This window comes from Yinghuangia sp. ASG 101 (genome assembly GCF_021165735.1).
GTDB lineage: Bacteria > Actinomycetota > Actinomycetes > Streptomycetales > Streptomycetaceae > Yinghuangia.
The window spans coordinates 6,081,559-6,101,008 of sequence record NZ_CP088911.1; the positions used below are offsets into that span (position 1 = coordinate 6,081,559).

The 19,450-nt window shown below is 74.3% G+C and carries 13 protein-coding genes and 1 pseudogene; 4 read left to right on the forward strand and 10 right to left on the reverse strand.

The features are described from left to right. Positions 1-86: 86 nt before the first annotated feature. A complete protein-coding gene (locus tag LO772_RS26070; RefSeq protein ID WP_231774467.1) occupies positions 87-458 on the forward strand; it encodes a DUF488 domain-containing protein in 372 nt (123 codons plus the stop codon). 496 nt (positions 459-954) lie between these two features. Then, a complete protein-coding gene (locus LO772_RS26075) occupies positions 955-1,431 on the forward strand; it encodes an ATP-binding protein (RefSeq protein WP_231774468.1) in 477 nt (158 codons plus the stop codon). 25 nt (positions 1,432-1,456) lie between these two features. On the opposite strand, the gene LO772_RS26080 is transcribed toward LO772_RS26075, so the two are convergent. From LO772_RS26080 to LO772_RS36410, 3 genes and pseudogenes are all read right to left on the reverse strand, one after another. Then, the gene (locus LO772_RS26080) at positions 1,457-3,265 is read right to left on the reverse strand and encodes a SpoIIE family protein phosphatase (RefSeq protein ID WP_231774469.1); all 1,809 of its coding nucleotides are present in this window, start codon (positions 3,263-3,265) and stop codon (positions 1,457-1,459) included. A 656-nt stretch (positions 3,266-3,921) separates the two neighbouring features. Continuing rightward, the gene (locus LO772_RS26085; protein WP_231774470.1) at positions 3,922-4,809 is read right to left on the reverse strand and encodes a hypothetical protein; all 888 of its coding nucleotides are present in this window, start codon (positions 4,807-4,809) and stop codon (positions 3,922-3,924) included. Positions 4,810-5,091: 282 nt separating this feature from the next. Continuing rightward, positions 5,092-5,283 (reverse strand): annotated as a pseudogene (locus LO772_RS36410) (DUF2510 domain-containing protein); the annotation flags it as partial. A gap of 138 nt (positions 5,284-5,421) precedes the next feature. On the opposite strand from LO772_RS36410, the gene LO772_RS26090 reads away from it, so the two are divergent. Further along, positions 5,422-5,940 (forward strand): DUF6328 family protein, encoded by a 519-nt coding sequence (locus LO772_RS26090; protein ID WP_231774471.1) that lies wholly within the window; start codon positions 5,422-5,424, stop codon positions 5,938-5,940. A 42-nt stretch (positions 5,941-5,982) separates the two neighbouring features. On the opposite strand, the gene LO772_RS26095 is transcribed toward LO772_RS26090, so the two are convergent. The 5 genes from LO772_RS26095 to LO772_RS26115 all read right to left on the reverse strand — a co-directional run bounded on the left by LO772_RS26095 (position 5,983) and on the right by LO772_RS26115 (position 11,645). Continuing rightward, on the reverse strand, positions 5,983-8,523 hold the full coding sequence (locus LO772_RS26095; protein WP_231774472.1) for a SpoIIE family protein phosphatase: 2,541 nt from the start codon (positions 8,521-8,523) through the stop codon (positions 5,983-5,985). Then, the gene (locus tag LO772_RS26100; RefSeq protein ID WP_231774473.1) at positions 8,516-8,983 is read right to left on the reverse strand and encodes an STAS domain-containing protein; all 468 of its coding nucleotides are present in this window, start codon (positions 8,981-8,983) and stop codon (positions 8,516-8,518) included. The genes LO772_RS26095 and LO772_RS26100 overlap by 8 nt, the downstream gene beginning before the upstream one ends. Next, a complete protein-coding gene (locus LO772_RS26105; RefSeq protein WP_231774474.1) occupies positions 8,980-9,438 on the reverse strand; it encodes an ATP-binding protein in 459 nt (152 codons plus the stop codon). Before LO772_RS26105 ends, LO772_RS26100 begins: the two co-directional genes overlap by 4 nt. A gap of 32 nt (positions 9,439-9,470) precedes the next feature. Beyond that, the gene (locus tag LO772_RS26110; protein WP_231774475.1) at positions 9,471-10,442 is read right to left on the reverse strand and encodes a SigB/SigF/SigG family RNA polymerase sigma factor; all 972 of its coding nucleotides are present in this window, start codon (positions 10,440-10,442) and stop codon (positions 9,471-9,473) included. Positions 10,443-10,763: 321 nt separating this feature from the next. Further along, a complete protein-coding gene (locus tag LO772_RS26115) occupies positions 10,764-11,645 on the reverse strand; it encodes an acyl-CoA thioesterase (RefSeq protein ID WP_231774476.1) in 882 nt (293 codons plus the stop codon). A 351-nt stretch (positions 11,646-11,996) separates the two neighbouring features. Here LO772_RS26115 and LO772_RS26120 point away from each other — a divergent pair, with 351 nt between their 5' ends. Continuing rightward, entirely contained in the window at positions 11,997-13,463 is a 1,467-nt protein-coding gene (locus tag LO772_RS26120; protein ID WP_231774477.1) for a DUF5685 family protein, read from the forward strand. 10 nt (positions 13,464-13,473) lie between these two features. On the opposite strand, the gene LO772_RS26125 is transcribed toward LO772_RS26120, so the two are convergent. Together LO772_RS26125 and LO772_RS26130 are read right to left on the reverse strand one after the other, a co-directional pair. Beyond that, complete coding sequence (locus LO772_RS26125) at positions 13,474-15,831, reverse strand: FdhF/YdeP family oxidoreductase (protein WP_231774478.1); 2,358 nt, start codon at positions 15,829-15,831, stop codon at positions 13,474-13,476. Between the two features lie 148 nt (positions 15,832-15,979). Next, complete coding sequence (locus LO772_RS26130) at positions 15,980-19,204, reverse strand: serine/threonine-protein kinase (protein WP_231774479.1); 3,225 nt, start codon at positions 19,202-19,204, stop codon at positions 15,980-15,982. Positions 19,205-19,450: the final 246 nt, after the last annotated feature.

Genomic DNA, 19,450 nt, shown 5'->3' on the forward strand with positions numbered 1-19,450 from the left:
TCGGCGCCCCGACCCGGATCGGGGGCCTGACCAGGCACGTCGAGCCGTCGGCGGCGGCCTCGCGGACGCGCCCGCATACTCGGAACATGAGCAATTTCCGCCTTGCCCGTATTTATGACCCACCGAGCCCCGACGACGGTCGGCGGGTGCTGGTCGACCGGCTCTGGCCGCGTGGGGTCAGCAAGGAGAAAGCCGAGTTGGACGACTGGGCGAAGGACGTTGCGCCGTCCGCGGAACTGCGCACCTGGTTCCACGCGGCCGGCGGCCACGAGCGCGACGCCGAATTCGCCGCACGCTATGCCGACGAACTCGACGGCGACGAGCAGCAGGCCGGCCTCGCGAACCTCCGCGCCGCCGCCGACAAGGAGCCCGTGACGCTCCTGAGCGCGGTCAAGGACCCGCCGCACAGCTATTTGTCGGTGCTGTTGGACGCGCTGGAATCCGGCTCGACGCGGTAGCGCGCGGCCACCGGGCCGTCGGGACCGCCCGGGCCGCCCGGGCCGAAACCCGCCGTCGCGTGGGCTCCCGGCCGTGCGTCACGCACGGCACATCACGGCACGATCGGGCGGGCCGCGGCAGGCCGCCCCGTGGAACGGGGCCGCGACGGCGGCAGCGGGCGTACGACACGCCCTGCGCGCGACCGCTCGGGCGCACGGCACGGCCCCGCGCGCCACGCGCGACCGCCCGGGTCGGGATCGGGCCACCATGCGGCGAGTCGGCCCGTCCCCGGGAAGCGCGATTCGCGCGGCCCGCGCCGCTTCGCCCGCGCGATCCGCACAAGCGTGACGCGTTTCACTTTGCCGCCGCCTGTCGGCGCGACCGCCGCCGAGACCGGCGTCTGACCTGGGGTGATCCCGCCCCCGGCAGGCCGTCGGACGGACGGTCCCCTCCCGTGGGCGGCGACTATGACCGGCTTCACGGCGGGTTGCACGGATTCTGGTTAAGGTCGGGCGAGTGCAACGATCTTCCCGCATCGTCCCGTCGGGGCGCGTGGCCGAAAGCGTTCCCGGGGGGCCCGGGGCGCCGCCGCGGTCCGCCCAACTCGTGGTGTGCAACCACGCGACGGCCAGTCGTACGGTGCGGCGCTTCGCCGTCGCGGTGCTCGCGGCATGGCGGCAGCCGGATCTCATCGACGACACGCAGCTGATCGTTTCCGAACTGGTCGGCAACGTGCTCCGGCACACCGATTCCGGCCATGTCGTCGTCTCGCTGCGGCTGCTTCCCGAGGGGGAGTCCCGGGGGGCGCTCCTGGGCACGGTCACCGACTGCTCCGCGAAGCTGCCCGGTATGCGGTGCGCGGACGACCGGGCGGAGGGCGGACGCGGCCTCACGATCGTCGACGCGCTCGCCGGCGAGTGGGGCACCCGGGGCACCGTGGACGGCAAGGAAGTGTGGTTCCGGCTGACCGCCGAGCCCTGCCTGACGCACTGAACCGGGGAGGCACCCCGACGACCCGTTACGTGGCCAGCGCCGCGATGAGGAGGGCCACGTCGTCCTCCGGACCCGCGGGCAGGACGCGCAGCGCCGCGTCCCGCAGCAGGTTCGGCGTCGCGGGCGCGTCGGAGACCGCGGTGTCGAGTACCGCGCGGAGGTCCTTGATCCCGGTGTCGATGTCGTAGCCGCGCCGCTCGACCAGGCCGTCCGAGTACAGCACCACGCACGCGCCCGCCGGAACCGCGCACGACGTCTCGTCGAAGGTGATCCCGCCGATCCCGAGCAACGCGTTAGGAGGGCCGTCGAGCATGCGCGTCGGGGCGCCCGGCACGTGCAGCAGCGGCGGCGGATGCCCGGCACGGGCCCAGGTCAGGACGCCCTCCTTGGTGTCGTACACCGCGTAGACGCAGCTTGCCAGTTCGCCGTCCACCGCGAAGTCGTCCATCAGCGAGTCCACATGCGACAGCAGCGCGGCCGGCGGCAGTCCGAGGCGGGCGACGGCGCGCACCGCGACCCGCAACTGCCCCATCAACGCGGCTGCCTGGAGCCCGTGGCCGGTCACGTCGCCGACCACCAGGGCGACGCGGCCCTCGGGGAGCGGGATGACGTCGTACCAGTCGCCGCCCGCGAGCCGGTCGGTGCGCGCCGGCTGGTAGGCGTACGAGAACGCCAGGCCGTCTATGGTCGGCAGGTTCCGCGGCAGCAGGTGCCGCTGCAGTGTGCGTACGGCCTGGCGCTGCTTCACGTGTGCCTGCGCCTTGTCGATCGACGCCGCCGCGCGCAGGCCCAACTCCTCGGCGGTCTGCACGTCGTCGGCGTCGAAGGCGGGGCTGTCGCCGACCCGCGCGAACATCGCGGCGCCGAGCGCACGGCCGCGCGAGATCAGCGGCGCGACGATCTGGGAGTGCAGCCCCGCCTCGACGAGGTAGCCCCGCAGCGGAGGCGCGTCCGGTCCGGGACGCGTGCCGTTCGTCGGGATCGCCGGCCCGGGGTCGCCCCCGCGCGGGCCCGCGTCGGTGCCGCTCGCCTCGGCGCGCTGGCGGCGCAGCGCGGCGCGGACCTCCGGCGGTACGGCGAATGGACGCGCGTAGTCCTTGGGCGTGACCGACTTCAGTTCCGTGATGTCGGGGTGCAGGACGGCGGCGACCGTGCGCAGAAGAGCGCCGTCCGGAGGGTCGAAGCCGTTCTCCGGCAGCACGCTCAGCGGCACCGGGGTCTCGAAGAGGGCGATCGCCGCGACGTCGGCGAAGGACGGCACGGTCACCAGGGGAAGCTGCTCGGCGCATCCCACGACGTCCTGGCTGAAGCCCATGCGCAGTTCGACCTCGTTGACGAGCGCGAGCCTGGCGCGCACGTGTTCGAGACGGCTCAGCACGCTCTCGTCGCCGGAGATGCTGTTGAGGGTGACGCCGATGCCCCGCAGGCCGTCGTCGCCGCGGATCGGCCAGACCGCCAGCGTGCACAAATACGGCTGGGTGGTGCCGCGCAGGCTGCCGCGGATCACTTGGTGCGACAGGGCCTCGCCGGTCTCCACGAGGCGTAACACCGCCTCCTGGACCTCGGGGTGCGACAGCGGGCCGTCGAGGGTGGCGATCGGCCGGTCGGCCAACTCCTCGGCCGTCGCGCCGTGCAGCTCCGCGAGCGGCCCGTTCACGGTCAGGATCCGCCCGGCGGGGGTGAGGACGCCGAGCCCGAACGGGCACTGCGCGAACAGCGGGTCGGTGGAGATGCCCTGCCACCACGAGGTGTCCCGGGCGTTCGTGCGCCGCCGCGCCGGGCGTCGTGCGGCTCCACCGCCGCGCCGCGGTGCGGCGCCGTCGTCATCCCGCACGTCCCGCACCCCCGGCCGATCCACCGACCGCGGCGGGCCCAACCCCGTTCGAGGCCACTCTTGCATCCATGTTGCGCATCCTTGAGATCGCCGACCCGCGCCGAGCGGTGCCGCCTCCGCCGAGGGATCGGCAGGGGCGGCGCCCACGATTCGCGTGCGGCGCACGTGAATCGCCCGGACGGAACGGCGCGGCCGTGACCGGTCCATTCAAGAGGCAACATCGCGTCACGTCCACCGCCCATGAGAGAAGAAACCCACCAATTCGCCCGCCACGGACGCCAAAAGAACATGAAAAGCGGGTCGCGAGGCGTCGACCGCGCCATACCGAGGGCCCGGCCGCCGTCGGGAAGGGGCGTGGTGGTCGTGTGCGGCCTCGGCGCGGGAAAGTGGCGAACGGGCAGTGGCAGTCGGTGCGTTGCGGCGGTCTGCCAGGTGGTCGATTGCGAGTTGGCTTGAGTATGCACGATGTCGTGGCGGCTGTCCCGGAGTTGGGGAAAACATCACCTTCGGATTTCGGCGCGGTGAGATCGGCGGGAAAAGCCGTACCGCGACGTGCTTTTCCCGCCGATCCGATAGGGGCCCTAAACCTGTTCCCGATACCGAATCCGGTGCCGATTTCCCGTGTGGACGCCGTCGTTCGTCGGCGGCGTCCGTCCTCACGACGACGCGGGTGCGGGCGTCCCGACCTTGATGCCGTCGAGCACCGTGTCGAAGACGGAGTCGGGTGGTGCGGCGGGGTCGTTGTCCAGGCCGACGAACACGACCGGGTAGCTGCGCTTGCCGTTCTCGGTCAGCGGCACGTCGATGACGACGTACTGGAACGTCGCCGCGCGCGGGGTGCCCGCCGTGTCGGCCGCCTTCTCCTCGACCTCGATGACGAGCAGGTGGGCGCCCTTGCCGTCGACCGAGGTCGGCTGGTCCTTGACCGTCGACGTGGTGCGGAAGTTCGCGTTGTCGACGACGTCGTGCTGCAGCTCCGACACCAGCGCGTCGAACGACTCGCCCTCGAACACGCCCAGGTTGATCTCCCCGAGGTAGCACGGGTCCGCGGTGCCGGGACTCGCCGTCTCGGACCCGGTGCACGGGGTCTCGTGGGAGACCTGGTGGATCTCGGGTTCACCCGCGGGCACGATCCAGTCCCGCATCACCGGCAGGGTGATGCCCGACCGGGGGTCGGTCACGGTCCCGTCGGTGCCCTGGGGCGGGGTCGGGGTCCCGGGTGAGGGCGAGGAGGTGGCGGTCGTGGGCCCGGTGCCCGTCGGCGCGGTGGCCGTGGGGCCGGACGCCTCCGGGTCGGGATCGCCGTCGTCGCCGCCGAGCAGGAAGACCAGGGCCGCGATGACGCCGCCGACGACCAGGAGGACGCCACCGGCGATGAGCGCGTTGCGGGTGCCGCGGCTGCGGGCGGGGCCCGGTCCGCTTCCCGGCCCGGACGCGGGTCCGCCCGGCGGAGGTGCCGGGGGGTAACCGCCGTAGGACTGGAAGGGCGGGCCGGATGCCGCCTGCGGGGGACCGGGGATGGCCGCGGACGAGGTCGGCGCCATGGCGGCGTCGGGCGGCGCGGGAACGCTCGGCCCCGCGTTCGGCCCGCCGCCGGGCGGCCCCGAGCCCGGGCCGAGGCCCGGTATGTGGCCTGCCCCCGGGTCCGCCGGCGCCGGAAGGCCCGGCTGCGCGTTCGGGCCGTCGCCCGGCCTCGCGCCCGGCGCCGCGTTCGGGCCCCAGGGCGGACCCCCGCTCCCGGGCGTGCCGGGGGCCGGTCCGGCCGCGGGGGGAGGCGTCACCTCGGGCGCGGGCGGTGTGGGCGGCGTGGGGGGCGCGGGCGGGGACGTGGTCGCGGGGCGGGTCGATTCGGTCCACCGCGAACCGTCCCACCATCGCTCCATCCCCGGTGTCGCCGGGTCGTCGTACCAACCGGGGGATATCGAGGAGGTCACCTGCGCACGGTACCCACCCCGACGCACCGCACGCGGCAACTGCCGTACGGCGCAGATGATTTGGTGCGATTTAGTCGGGATCATCCGGGCGATTCTGGGGAAGTCCCTCGCGCCCTTGGCCTCCCCGGGCCTCCCGGACGAGCCGCGTCCCGGCGCGTGTGGGTCGGCCGTCCCGGCCACGGCGCGGGATTGGCGACCCCGCGGCCGGGCATTCGCGATCTCATGGAGGAAAGCGCCTCAAATGGTGAAGAACGGCGTGACGAGTCGCGCAGCGAGCAGGCGGACCGGCGCTGGAACGAACTGCTGCAGGAAGTCCGCGTCGTCCAGACGGGGGCCCAGATCCTCTTCGGCTTCCTGCTCAGCGTCGCCTTCACCGCCCGCTTCGCCGCCCTGACCACGTTCGAGCGCGGCCTCTACATCGCGGCCGTGTGCTTCGGTGCCGCCGCGACCGGCACGCTCGTCGGCGTCGTGCTCCTGCACTTCGCGGTGTCGGGGCTGCGGCGCAAACCGAGCCTGGTCCGGCTGGCCCGCCGCCTCGTCCTGCTCGGGGTCGCCCTGCTCGCCGTGACCGTCGCGTGCGTGCTCCTGCTGTTGCTGCTCGTCGTCACCGGCGGCTCCGTCGCGTGGATCACGGTGAGCGTCGTGCTGGCGTGGTTCGCCGTGTGCTGGGTCGTACTGCCGGTGTCGCTGCGCCTCCGCGTGGACCGCGAACGCACGCGGCCCGGGGACGCCGACGCCTGACCGCGGCCCTCGCCGCGGAGTGCGGGAAGCCCGTGCGCGAGGTCACGCCTCGGGGATCTGAATGCCTATCAGGCACGTGTCGTCGCGTACGTTCGGCGTTCCCAGGTGCCGCATCACGTGGTCGACACACGCGTCCAACCCGTCCCGGCAGTTCTCCCGGACCGTCCCCACCAGGCGCGACAGCCCCCGGCCCAGGTCTCCGCCCCGGTGCTCGATCAGGCCGTCGGTGTACATCAGCACCATGTCGCCCGGTGCCAGGTCGACGACCCCCGAGCCGTACGCCGCGTCGGAGGAGGCGCCCAGGACCATGCCGAACGGCGGTTGCAGCACCCTCGGCCGCCCGTCGCGGATGTGCAGGGGCGGGAGGTGGCCGGCCTGCGCCCACGTGAGCGTCCGCGTCGCGGGGTTCAGCAGCGCGCACACCGCCGTCGCGATGTACTCGGAACGCTGGTGGCACACCATGTGGTTCAGCCACGTCAGGATCTGCGCGGGCTCGGCGCCCGTGTACGCCATACCGCGCAGCGCGTGCCGCACGGTCGTCATCCCGGCCGCGGCCGGCAGGCCGTGCCCCGATACGTCGCCGATCGCGATGAGGGTGCGCCCGTCCGGCAGCGGCACCGCGTCGTACCAGTCGCCGCCGACCCGCGCGATCCGCTCCGCCGGCACATAGTGCGCCGCGAAGCGCAGTTCCGCCGAGTCCGCGACATCCGGCGTGTGCACGATGGCCCGCTGGAGGAAGGTGACGGCCTCCTGCTGCGCCGCCGTACGCCCGCGCTCCTCGTCCAATTGGTCGCGCGCCTGGGCGAGCGCTTCCTGGGCCCGCCGCCACGCGGTGACGTCCTGGAGGACGCCGCGCAGCGCGATGACCTCCTCGCCGTCCGGATCGCACACGGCCTCGGCGGCGGCCCGCACCGTGCACGGCAGGCCGTCCGCGCGACGCACCCGGAACTCGAGCGTCTGCGGCCGGTGTCCGGTCACCAGTTCCTGCAACACCGCGGTGGCCGCCGACAGGTCCTCCGGGTCGATGACCTCGGCCACCGCGTCCGCGCTCGGCGGGCCCGGCTCCGCGGGGAGCCCCACGATGGCGAACATCTCGGGGGACCACGCCATTTCGCCGGTGCCCATGTCGTACTGCCACGTGCCCAGCCGGGCCAGCCGCTGCGCCTGCGCGAGTTGCGCGGCCCGGCGTTCGTCCTCGTCGTGGATGCGCCAGCTCAGCAGCACGCCGTCGAGGAAGCGCACGGCGCGCAGCGTCATCGTCGACGAGCGCAGGTGCCCCGACACCATTTCGATGAACTGCTCGGCGTCGCCTTCGTACGGCGTACCGGTCCGCTGCACCTCCAGCAGCCGTTCGAAGACCCCGGACACCACCATGCCGGGGTACAGCTCGGTCATGCGCCGCCCGAGCACGTCCGTGCCCGTGCGCCCGGCCAGGTCCACGGTCGCGGCGTTGGCGTGGTCGACGCGGAAGTCGGCCACGTCCCGCCCCTCGCCGTCACGCAGCGGGGTGAGGATCACCACGGGGTCGAGCAGGGCGTCCAGCAGTGCCTGGAACCACATCTCGTCGCCGGGCGCCGCACCGAGGCCGGCCCGGTCCGCGCGCGCGTCCAGGCGACGCACCACACCGACGCACAACTGCCCCAGCGCCGCGGTGAATTCCTCGGGCACACCGCCCTCGGGGAGGTGCGGCCAGCTCACCGACATCGCACCGTGCGTGGTCCCGTCGGTGTCGGTGAGCGGCACCGCGCAGATCACCTCGCCCGGCACCAGCGCCTCGGTCGCCCGCGCGTAGCGCCGCGCCGACTCGGAACGGCTGTGCACCAGGACCGGCCGGTGCTCGCGCAGCGCCTCGGTGAGGGGGAGGGGCGCCTGGGGAGGGATGCGCCGCCACTGGCTGACGTGGTGCGCCGACATGCCGTACGTGCCGGCGAGCCGCAGCGCGCCGTCCGGTTCCAGCAGGGCGATCGCCACGGCGTCCGCGCCGCCGAGCGCCTCCGTGCCGATCAGCCGCGCGACGTCGTCGCCGTCGGCCGCGGTGTCCAGGGCCGACGCGGTGAGGTGGTAGCGGGCCGCTTCCTCGGACGACAGGGGGGCGGGCGCCTCCGGCCGCGCCGCCTCCGTGGCCGCGCGCGCCGGGACACCGAGGTCGAGCCCGGTGACGACCGGCGGCGCTCCGGGGCCCGGGGCGCGGGAGCCGCGAGCGCCGGCGGCCCGGTCGCTCGGCCGCGCGTCGGCCGACGGCGCCGTGCCGCCGGGGACCCGCCGCGCCGACCCGGGCGGCGTGTCCGGCGACGCGGGCCGGGGCGGCGGTGCCGCGACACCCAGCAACCCCGCCGCGACCTCGACGAGCTTCATGTTCGTGTGCTGCGACAGCTGTGCCAGGTGCGAGAAGGCCTCGTCCGCCGTACACGACATGCGCCCCATCAGCATGCCCTTGGCCTGCTCGATCACCCCGCGCGAGCGCATCGCCCGGCGCAGCCCGTCCACTTCCGCGCGCAGGCGGTCCACGGTCGCGGCGAGCGTGGCGGTCTCGGGTGCCGCGGATCGGTCGGACGGGGTGCGCGGCGGTATTCGATCAGTCACGGCACGCCGCGGTGACGTCGGCGTACGTCGGCAGCAGCGACGTGACCTGGGTCACGTCCAACAGGCGGACCACCAGGTCGCCAGGCCCCGCCAGGCGCAACGCGCCGCCGTTCTCCCGCAGGTCTCTCGCCATGCCGAGGAGAATACGCAACCCGGTCGAGTCCATGTACTCGACCTCGTGAAGATCGACCACGACGCGTTGCGGCCCCGCGGCGTCGCCCGTCAGGACGCGGAACGCCTCGGCCAGTGCCGGGGCCGACGCGAAATCGAGGTCGCCGGTGACCGGGACGACGGTCCACGTGCCGGGCCGAGGGCCCTCCCCGGGGTGCCGCCCGCGGGGGCGGTCCGCCGGGAAGCCGCCGACCGCCGACGCGTCGGGGTCCGGTGCGTCCCGTAATTCCGGGGATTCCGGTGTCTCGGTCACGCCGCGCTCCCAGCCGTCGCCCCGGGCAATCGTCATTCGCCTCCTGGGTCCGCGTCGCCGGGTCGGCGGCGGTGTTCCTCGCCTCCGCCCGCGCGTCCGGCGGCGGTGCGCGGTACGGCGGCGCGGACGACCTTGCCCTCGGGCGCGGGCAGCACCCGGATGCCACTGGTGAGACGGGCGACGATCCACAGCCCGTAGCCGGCTCGGCGCCGCCGGGCGGGACCGAGCCGGTCGGGCCCGGTGTCCCGCACGGCGACATCGACGAACTCGGGATCCACGGCGACGCTCAGCCGACACGGGCCGGGGGCGTGTCGGCAGGCGTTCGCGACAAGCTCGCCCACCACCATGAGGACGTCCCGGGCGGTGTCCGCACCCACCGGCGGCTGCCGGCCGGGGTCGGCGAGGAACCGGTGGGCCTCGCGCCGGGCGCCGCGCACGGACCCCGCGGAACCGTCGAGGTCGATCACCAGGGTCTCGGCTGCGTTCTCCATGGCCGCTTCGTATCGTCGCGCACACGCGCGGTTTATGCCGCGGTTTTGCGAAACCGCCGGGCCGGCCCGTCCGACTCCAATTGCTCGCGGAGCCGCGACAACGTGCCGTTCAACAGCCGCGATATGTGCATCTGGGAGACGCCGAGGCGCTCGCCGATCTCCCGCTGCGGCATGTCCTGCCAAAAGCGCATCTCCAAGATCATCTGCTCGCGCCTGGGCAGCGCGCTGAGGAGCGGTTTCACCGATTCCCTGAAGTCGACGAGGGCGATCTCCCGCTCCTCGTAGGGCAGAAGCTCCGCCAAGGGGGTGCGGTTGCGTCCCGAGGGGTCGTTGCCCCCGGGCGCGGCGTCGATCGAGTCGACCATGTACGCGCGCCCCGCGTCGCGGGCCTCGCGCACGTCCTTGACATCCATGTCCAGGCACGCGGCGATCTCGGACGCGGTCGGCTCGCGCGACAGTTCCTGTTCGAGCTGGTGCACGGCGCGCGTGACGGCGAGGAAGCGCTCCTGGAGGGTGCGCGTGACGTGCACACCCCACGACGTGTCGCGGAAGAACCGCTTGATCTCGCCGGAGATGGTGGGCAGCGCGAATGACGCGAACTCCGAGCCGCGGTCCACGTCGTACCCGTCGATGGCCTTCAGCAGGCCGACGGTCCCGGTCTGGAAGATGTCGTCGTACGGCGCGCGGCGGCGGCCGAAACCGCGCGCGACGTAGTGCACGAGAGCGGTGTTGAGGGCCACGACGACGGCGCGGAGCCTGCCGTACGTCTCGCTCTCGCGGTCGACGTCGCGCATGCGGCGCAGCAACTGCTCGGTGAGCCGGCGTATTTCGGTCTTGTCGAGGCGGCGCATCTCCTCGTGGGACAGCGCCTCAAGCGACCGTTCCTCGCGGGTGAGTTCCGGACCGGACCATCCGGGCAGGGAGGAGTGTACGGAGGGATGCGCGGCGGGGGGCTTGCCGTCGGGCACGGGGGACAGGGCGGCAATGCTGGTGGGCGCGGACATGGTTCGGCTCCTCGGAGTCCGAAGACCCGCGGCCGGTGCGGGGCGCGGCAGAACGGCCGGACGCCGGTGCGCACACGGCATGGCGCGGGCGAGGGCTCCGCACGTGCCCGGCTTCTTCAGGCGGGCGGTGCCCCGGCACATGAGGCGTGCCTTGGCGGGCGGCACACATACCGCCCTGCGGTCGGGCCCGGCAGGCGGGCTCGGCGACTTGACGGGTCACCTACCCACATCGCAAGCCTGAAACTCCGTCACGAGCGAAATTCTCGCGGCCGGTTGCGGCACCGCCCGGGTGAACGGCCGGACACCGTCCGTGAGTCCGGCTCAGTGCTGGCGGATCACGGCCTCCTGGACGGCGTGTGCCACCAGGACGCCTTCGTGGTCGTAGAACTCCCCGATGGCGAACCCCCGGGCGTCCTGCGCGGTCGGCGACTCGGCCGCGAACAGCAGCCACCGGTCGGCGCGGAACGGCCGGTGGAACCACATCGCGTGGTCCAGCGACGCCATTTGCAGGTTCTCCGGGTCGGTGACGTGCGGTGCCGCCGCGGTGCCGGCGAGGGTGAGGTCGGACATGTACGCCAGCGCGCACACGTGCAGCAGCGGGTCGTCCGGGAGTTGCTCCGCGGCCTTCATCCACACGCGCGTGTGGGGGACGCCGCCGTTCGGACGCGTCGCCTGCCCGTGCTCCTGGGGTACGAACCGCATGTCCATGACCAGGCGGGTCTGCGTCGCCCCGTAGTTCTCGCGGGCCTTGCGCGGGGGTGATCCGTACGGGCCCGGCAGGTCCTCGGGCCGCGGCACGTCCGGCATCGTGCGCTGGTGCTCGGTGGTGGTCTCCGGCACTTTGAAGGACGCCGACAAGGTGAAGATCGTCTCGCCGTTCTGCACGGCCGAGACGCGGCGCGTGGTGAACGAGCGTCCGTCGCGGACGCGGTCGACCAGGTAGATGATCGGCGACGTCGTCCGCCCCGGCCGCAGGAAGTAGCTGTGCAGCGAGTGGACGTGCCGGTCCGCCGTCACCGTGCGCCCGGCCGCGACCAGGGCCTGCGCGGCGACCTGCCCGCCGAACGCGCGCAGCGGCGACCCGGCGTGGCAGGTGCCGCGGAAGATGTTCTGCTCGATCTCGTCGAGGCTCAACAGGTCGACGAAGCTCTCGGCCCGGCCGAAATTGAACTCGGACCTGTGGTCCCCTGGAAGATCGCTCACCGGGCCATCGTGTCAGACACGGCCGCGAGCCGGTCTCCGCGCATCCCCGCCCGGGCGGGCGGACACCCGGCGTGGCGGGCACGTCACCGCGGGGGTCGCCGCGGCGGGGGGCGTTCGGCCGCATCCGTCGTGCGGGAGTCTTCGATCGGCGGTGCCCTCCTCTTCCCTCTTCCCCGGGCCGGCGCACGATTCCGCGAGGTCCTCGCCCGAGCCGGCCGGCGCTTTCGCGACGCTGACGGGAAGCGCCGCGGATCGCTAACCTGATCCGCGGCAAGGGCCGGTGAGCAGGTCGATGCGGCGGGGGCGACGCACAACTCCGGTACGAAAACGGGTGAACGGGGAGGTTGTTGCGTGTTCGGCATCATCAGGCCATGTCGGCATTCGCTGGCGGAGGGGTTGCGCGACTCCTGGACGGCGCATCTGTGCGGGCTGTGCCTCGCGCTGCGTGACGACCACGGGCACGCGGCCCGGGTCGCGACCAACTACGACGGGCTCATCATCTCCGTCCTGGTGGAGGCCCAGTCGGCCCCCGAGGCCGCGAAGAGCGGGCGCCGCAAGGCCGGGCCGTGCGCGCTGCGCGGCATGCGCACCGCCGAGGTCGCGCGCGGGGAGGGGGCCCGGCTCGCCGCCGCGGTCTCCCTCGTGTTGGCCGCCGCCAAGATGGAGGACCACGTCGACGACCGGGACGGCGTCTTCGCCCGCAAGCCCGTCGCGGGAGGCGCGCGCAAAGTCGCCGCCCGCTGGGCCCGGCAGGGCGACAGCACCGGGCACGCGGTCGGCTTCGACACCGCCGTGCTCACCGAGGCCGTCGGCCGCCAGGGCGAGATCGAGGCGCTGGCCGGCCCGGGGACGTCGGTGCTCACGGTCACCGAGCCCACCGAGACCGCGACCGCCGCGGCCTTCGCCCACACCGCGACGCTGGCCGGGCGCCCGGAGAACGCCGAGGCGCTCGCGGAGGCCGGGCGGCTGTTCGGTCGGCTCGCCCACCTCCTCGACGCGGTCGAGGACGTCTGGGACGACCGCTCGACCGGGGCCTGGAACCCCCTGCTCGCGACCGAGACCGGCCCGGACGAGGCGTACCGGCTGTGCCGCGACGCGGCCCACGGCATACGCCTGGCCCTGAAGGACGTGGCGTTCACCGACAGCCGCCTCGCCCACGTGCTGCTCGTGCACGAGGTCGACAAGGCGGTCGACCGCACCTTCCAGCACGCCGGCTTCCCGGTGGCGCAGCCGGGCCGGCGCGGCTGCTCGTCGCACGACACCACCGGGACGAAGAAGGGCAAGGCGGGCAAGAATCGCAAGGCGGGCAAGAAGTCGGGCACGGACGCCACGTCGGCACTCGCGGCCCTGTCCGCACCGGATGCGCCCCCGCTTCCCGGCCCGATGACCGACGGACGCCCGTACGCCGGCCTCACCCGTGCCCAGGGCCCGGAAGCCGCCGATCCCGTCGCGTCGTATCCGCCGCAGAGCCCGCCCGGATGGCAGCCGCCCCCGTCCGGCCCCGGCAACCCGGGCAACCCCTTCGGCCCCGGCCGCAACCCCAACTGGGAGCCGCTGCACCCCGGCGGTCCAGGAGGCCCCGGCGGCTCCGGCCGCCCGCCGGGCCGTCGGCACAACCCGATCGTCGGCTGCTTCATCTGGGTCGGCCTGTGCTGCACCTGCCAGGCCTGCTGCCGCGAGCACTACACCGACCCCTGCACCGGACAGCAGCGCGACGGCGCGTGCCGCGACGGGTGCGACTGCGACTGCAGCGGATGCTGTGACTGCTGCAACTGCTGTGAGTGCTGCGACGGGTGCGACTGCGGCTGCGACTGCTGACCCCCGGGGGCTACGCCGAGGTCGGTTCCAGCCGCACGATCACGGACTTCGACGTCGGTGTGTTGCTGACCTCGGCGGTGCTGTCCAACGGCACCAGCACATTGGTCTCCGGGAAGTAGGCCGCCGCACACTCGCGGGCCGTGGGGTAGGCGACGACCCGGAAGCCGGGTGCGCGCCGCTCGACGCCGTCGGTCCACTCGCTCACCAGGTCGACCGCCTCCCCGTCGGCGATGCCGAGTTCCGCGAGGTCGGCCGGATGCACGAAGACCACGCGGCGGCCCGCCTTGACGCCCCGGTAACGGTCGTCGAGCCCGTAGATCGTGGTGTTGTACTGGTCATGCGACCGGACCGTCTGGAGGATCAGCCGCCCGGGCGGGACACGGAGCACGTCCAGCGGGTTGACGGTGAAGTTCGCCTTGCCGGTCGCGGTCGGGAACCGGCGCTCGTCGCGCGGCCCGTGCGGCAGGACGAAGCCGCCCGGCGCCCGCACCCGCGCGTTGAAGTCGGCGAACCCCGGCACGACCCGCGCGACGCGGTCGCGGATCAGGTCGTAGTCCTCGCGGAACGCCCGCCAGGGCACCGTCGTCCGGTCGCCGAGCACGCGCTCCGCGAGGCCGCACACGATCGCCACCTCGGAGCGCAGTTCCCGCGAGGCGGGCGGGAGGGTGCCCGTCGAGGCGTGCACGGCGCTCATGGAGTCCTCGACCGTCACGAACTGCGTGCCCGTCGCCTGGACGTCCGCCTCGGTGCGGCCCAGGCACGGCAGGATGAGCGCGCGCCGCCCGGTGACCGCGTGCGAGCGGTTGAGCTTCGTCGACACCTGCACGGTCAGCGACGTGCGGCGCAGCGCCTCCTCCGTCGCGGCGGTGTCGGGCGTCGCGGAGACGAAGTTGCCGCCGACGGCCATGAAGACTTTGACGCGCCCGTCGCGCATCGCCCGGATCGCGTCGACCACGTCGTGCCCGTGCGCGCGGGGCGGCGCGAATCCGAACTCGGCCTCCAGGGCGTCCAGGAACGCCTTCGACGGTTTCTCGTGGATGCCCATCGTCCGGTCGCCCTGGACGTTGCTGTGCCCGCGCACCGGGCACACGCCCGCGCCGGGCCGCCCGATGTTCCCGCGCAGCAGCAGGAAGTTCACGACCTCGCGGATCGTCGCCACCGAATTGCGGTGCTGGGTCAGGCCCATGGCCCAGCAGACCACCACCCGCCGCGAGCCGAGCACGCGTTCGTGGATGCGTTCGATCTGCTCGCGCGGGAGCCCGGTCGCCGCCAGCACGTCCGCCCATGGCGTGGCCCGCACATCGGCCGCGAACTCCTCGAATCCACCGCAGTGTTCGTCGACGAAGGCGTGGTCGATCACGGTGCCGCGCGCGGCGGGGCCGGCCGCGGCCTCCGAGGCCGGGCCGGACGCCGGGGCCGCCGCCCGGGCGGACTCCTCGTCGGCCTCCAGCAGCAGCCGGTTCAGCGCGCGGAACAGCGCGAGGTCGCCGTTGACGCGGATCTGCGCGTACTCGTCGGCGAGCGCGGTGCCGCGCCCCGCGATGCCGTTCGGCCGCTGCGGGTTCTTGAACCGCATCAGCCCCGCCTCGGGCAGCGGGTTGACCGCGACGATGTGCGCGCCCGCCCGCTTCGCCTTCTCCAGTGCCGACAGCATGCGCGGGTGGTTCGTGCCGGGGTTCTGGCCGACGACGAGAATCAGGTCGGCCCGGTGCAGGTCCTCCAGCGACACGCTGCCCTTCCCGATGCCGATGGTCTCGGTCAGCGCCGAACCGCTCGACTCGTGGCACATGTTCGAGCAGTCGGGCAGGTTGTTCGTCCCGAAGGCGCGCACGAAGAGCTGGTACGCGAAAGCGGCCTCGTTGCTCGTGCGGCCCGACGTGTAGAACGCCGCCTCGTCCGGCGAATCGAGCGCGCCGAGCTCGTCCGCGATGATGCCGAACGCCTCGTCCCACGTCACCGGCACGTAGTGCGCGGCCCCCTCGGCCAGGTACATCGGGTGCGTCAGGCGCCCCTGCTGCCCCAGCCAGTAGTCGGTGCGCCCGGCGAGCCCGGCGACCGGGTGCGCGGCGAAGAACTCCGGCGTCACCCGCCGCAGCGTCGCCTCCTCCGCGACGGCCTTCGCCCCGTTCTCGCAGTACTCGCCGATGGGGCTGCGGTGCTCGCCTTCGGGCCACGCGCAGCCCGGGCAGTCGAAGCCGTCCTTCTGGTTGACCTTGAGCAGCGTCCGGGCACCCCGGCGCACACCCATCTGCCGCCCGGTGTGCCGGAGCGTCGACACGATCGCCGGAATCCCGGCGGCGTAGCGCTTCGGCGCGCCGACGGTCATACCGCTGTCATCGGCGTCGCCGACCGGTGCCTTCTTGACCATCTGCCCGCCCGCTCTCTCGTACGGCCTCCTGCCCGGCCTCCCAAGGTACGCCCGGACCACGCGACCGCCGGAACGAGCTTCACCCCGGGGAGCGGCCTCGGCCTCCTTGAGTCGCATGCATGTACGAAGGCGAGGGCGGCGTACGACGTCAGCCCGTCGCGCGCCCGAACTCCGCGGCCACGATCTGGTTGGACGCCGCGGCGGCGGCCATCGCGTCCGTCCCACCCAGCACCGCGCGCCCGAATTCGACGAGCGGCTTCTCGGACCACCCCGGTGCCGTCGGGTACGCGTGCCCGACCGCAGCCGCCGCGGCGGCGCCCGCGCGCGCCATCGGGTTGGGCCCCTGCGTCGCGTCGGCCGGGTAGGGCGACAGCGCGCGCCCGCTCTCGGCGAGCCGGGAGCGCCACCGCGCCGACGAGAGCGTCGTCAGCAGGTCCACCGCTGCCGGAATGTCGCGGCACGTCGCGGAGACGACCAGCGCGGTGCCGCCCACGCCGACCGCCCCCGGTCGATCGGGGGAGTGGCCCGGCAGCGGGAAGGCGTCGAGTTGCCCGGCGAGCCGGGAGTCGGCCGCCGTCGCGGCGGAGTACAGCGCGGCGCTGCCGATCACCGACGCGGTCTCGCCGCGGGCGAACAGCTCACCGGGCCGGAGTGCGGATTCGGCGGCGTCGGCCCCCTCGGGGGCGTACTGCTGCAACTGCCGGAAGAACCGCACGGCGTCGGTGGATCCGGGCAGATCGAACCCGCCGCGCCACGAGCCGCCGTCGCGGCGCGAGTCGTCCTTCACATGCAGGGCGACCTCCCCGCCGGTCTCCCACATGAACGACGCCAGCACCTGCCACGCCCGGCCGGGCAGGTGGAGGCTGCGGAACGCGGGGTTCGTCCCGAAGCGCGTGCGCAGGTGTTCGAGGCCGTCCACCCACTCCTCGCGCGTCCGGGGCACCGGAAGCCCCGCGGTCGTGTACAGGCCCCGGTGGAACAGGACCACGGGCACCGACGCGGTCACCGGCACGCCGACCACGGCGTCGTCGATGCTGACCGCCGAACGCATCGCCGGCAGCCAGGAGCCGGTCTCGAAGCGCTCCTGATACGACGTCAAGTCCGCTATGCGCCCGGCGGCGGCGTGCGCCGCCAGCGACAGGAGGTCCGTCTCGAAGACGTCGGGGATCGTGTCCCGGCGGTTGAACGCGTTCACGAACTCCTGGGAGAGAGCCGACTCCGCGCGCCGTTCGACGGTGTATTCCACCGACTTGCCCAGCGTCGCGGGCAACTCCTCGGACAGCAGCGAGAGTTGCCCGGCATCCAAAGTGTCCTCGCGGACCCACGCGCGGATCGACTTCGGGCCGGAAGGCCCGGACGGCCCGGACGGGACGGGCGGGACGGGCGGCGCGGCGGGATTGGCCCGGGCCGGCTTGTCCGAGCCGCCGCTGCCCCACAGCGCCGCGCCCGTCACGGCTCCCGCGAGGACGGCGCCCCCCGCCGCGACCCAGGCCAGGAACCTGCGGCGCTCCGGGCCGGGACGGATGAAGCGCACGGACGACGGGGGAGGGGCGGGCGGCGCGGTCGCCGGTCCACCGGGCGCGTGCCCCGGGGCTCCGGCGGGCGGGGGCGGCGCGGCGCCCGCCGGAGCCGTGGCCGGGCGTCCGGGGAGGTCGGTCTCGCCCGGTGCCGCGTCGGCCGACGCCCTGGGCGGCAACGGCGCGTCGTCGTCGACGAGTTCCGCCTCGACGATCTGCTGCTCGACCGCGCCCTCCGAGGGAGGGTCCGGCGGCGGTGTGGGGTCCGACGCCGACCGCGCCCCGGACGCCTCTCCCCGGGGCCCCGGGCCGGGCGCTCCGGCCCCGCCCGGGGCCCCGGAAAGGGTCGCGCCGCCCGCGTCCGCCGGACTCCCGGCCGTCCCGGGCACGTCCTCGCGGGGGCCCGCCGAGTCGTCGGCGCGTCCCGATACCGCCGGAGTGGTCCCCGCGGCCTCGGCGGCCGATTCGCGTGCCGTGCCGTCGGCCGCGTTCGGCACGCGCCGCCGCCCCGCACCGTCGTGCCCACCCGTGCCGCCGGTCGCGCCGGGTACCGCCACGGGCCCGCCCGGCGTTCCCGGCGCGGCGTCGGCGGCGGTGGCGCGCGCGATACCTTCGGCCTCGGCGGGTTTGCGGCGCCGTCCCGCGCCGCCGCTGTCGCGCGGTGGCGTCGCCGGGCCGTCGGGGGCCGCGCCGTCGGAGGCCGCCAGCGGGACCTGGGCGGCGGTGTGCGCGTCCGGCGGTGTGCTCGGCTTGCGGCGGCGGCCGGAGCCGCCCGTGTGGGCGGCTTCGGCGTCGGCACCCGCGCCGAAGGCGAGACCTGGCCGACCCGACGCGTACGCCGTCGCACTCGGGTCGCCGGCCCGCCTGCGTCCCCCGGTCCGGGGCGGCGGGACGGACGCGCGGTCGTCACGCGGCCCGCCTCCCGTGCCCCCCGCCGACGCGCCGGTGACGAATGGGGGGAGACCCCCCGCCCGGGCCCACGATGTCGCGGCGCGGCGGGCGACCTCGGCGCCCACGCGGGCGGGGAGCCAGCCGGGGCCGTCGAGTTCTCCGGCGGTCGCGGTCCTGATCTGTCCCGGCGTCGGCCGGTCGGCGGGGTCCTTGGCCAGGCACGCCACGGCCAACTGCCCGAGCCAGGCCGGGAGTCCGCCGAGATCCGGCGTCCCGTGCACGATGCGGTCGCCGACGCCGGGATCCGTGTCGGTACCGAACGGCCCGTCGCCGCGCGCCGCGTGCACCAGCACGGCGCCGAGTGAGAAGACGTCGGCCGCGAACCCCACGTCGCCACCGGTCAGTTGCTCGGGGGCGCGGAACGCCGGTGACGGCAGTGCGGTGCCGATCACGACGCCCCCCTCCTCGATCGACGGGCCGTCCGGGCCGCGGGCGACACCGAGGTCGACGATGCGCGGGCCGTCGGGGGCCAGGGCCACGTCGGACGGGCTGAGCCGACCGTGTGTCAGTTCCCGGGCGTGCAGGGCCTCCAGGCCGGCCGCGAGGCCCGCCGCGAGGGTGCGCACGGTCTCCGCGGGCAGCGGGCCGTGGCGCTCGACGGCTTCGGCGAGGGCGGGGCCGGGGGCGTACGCGGTCGCGATCCACGGCCGGGAGCCGCCGGTCTCGGCGTCGAGGACGGGGACCACGAACGGGCAGTCGACGCGACGCGCCGCGGCGACCTCATGGGCGAAGCGCGAGCGGAACGCGGTGTCGCGGACCGCGTCGTCGCGCACCGCCTTGACGACGACCGGGCGCCCTTCGTTCGACGCGCCGAGGAAGACCTGTGCGGTCGTTCCCTCGCCGAGCAGGGCCACCAGCCGGTAGCCGCCTATCTGGCGCGGGTCGTCCTTGTCCAGGGGCCGCATCGCACTCCTCGTCAATGCCCTGCCCCGTGGCGCCTGCGCGTCGCCGTCCGCGGGTGGGCCGCCATCGGGAACGGCAACGGGCCCAGGCCGACATGCCCGTTCCACCGGATGGGCAGGCAGTCTGCCAGAAATCCGGGGGAGTCCAGGAAGCCGCTCCGCGACGCGGCGGGGGGCCGCGGACCGATTTTTCCCGACATGGCGCGGCGGTCCGGGCGAGCCCGGGACGGGCGCCCGGCGGGTGCGCCG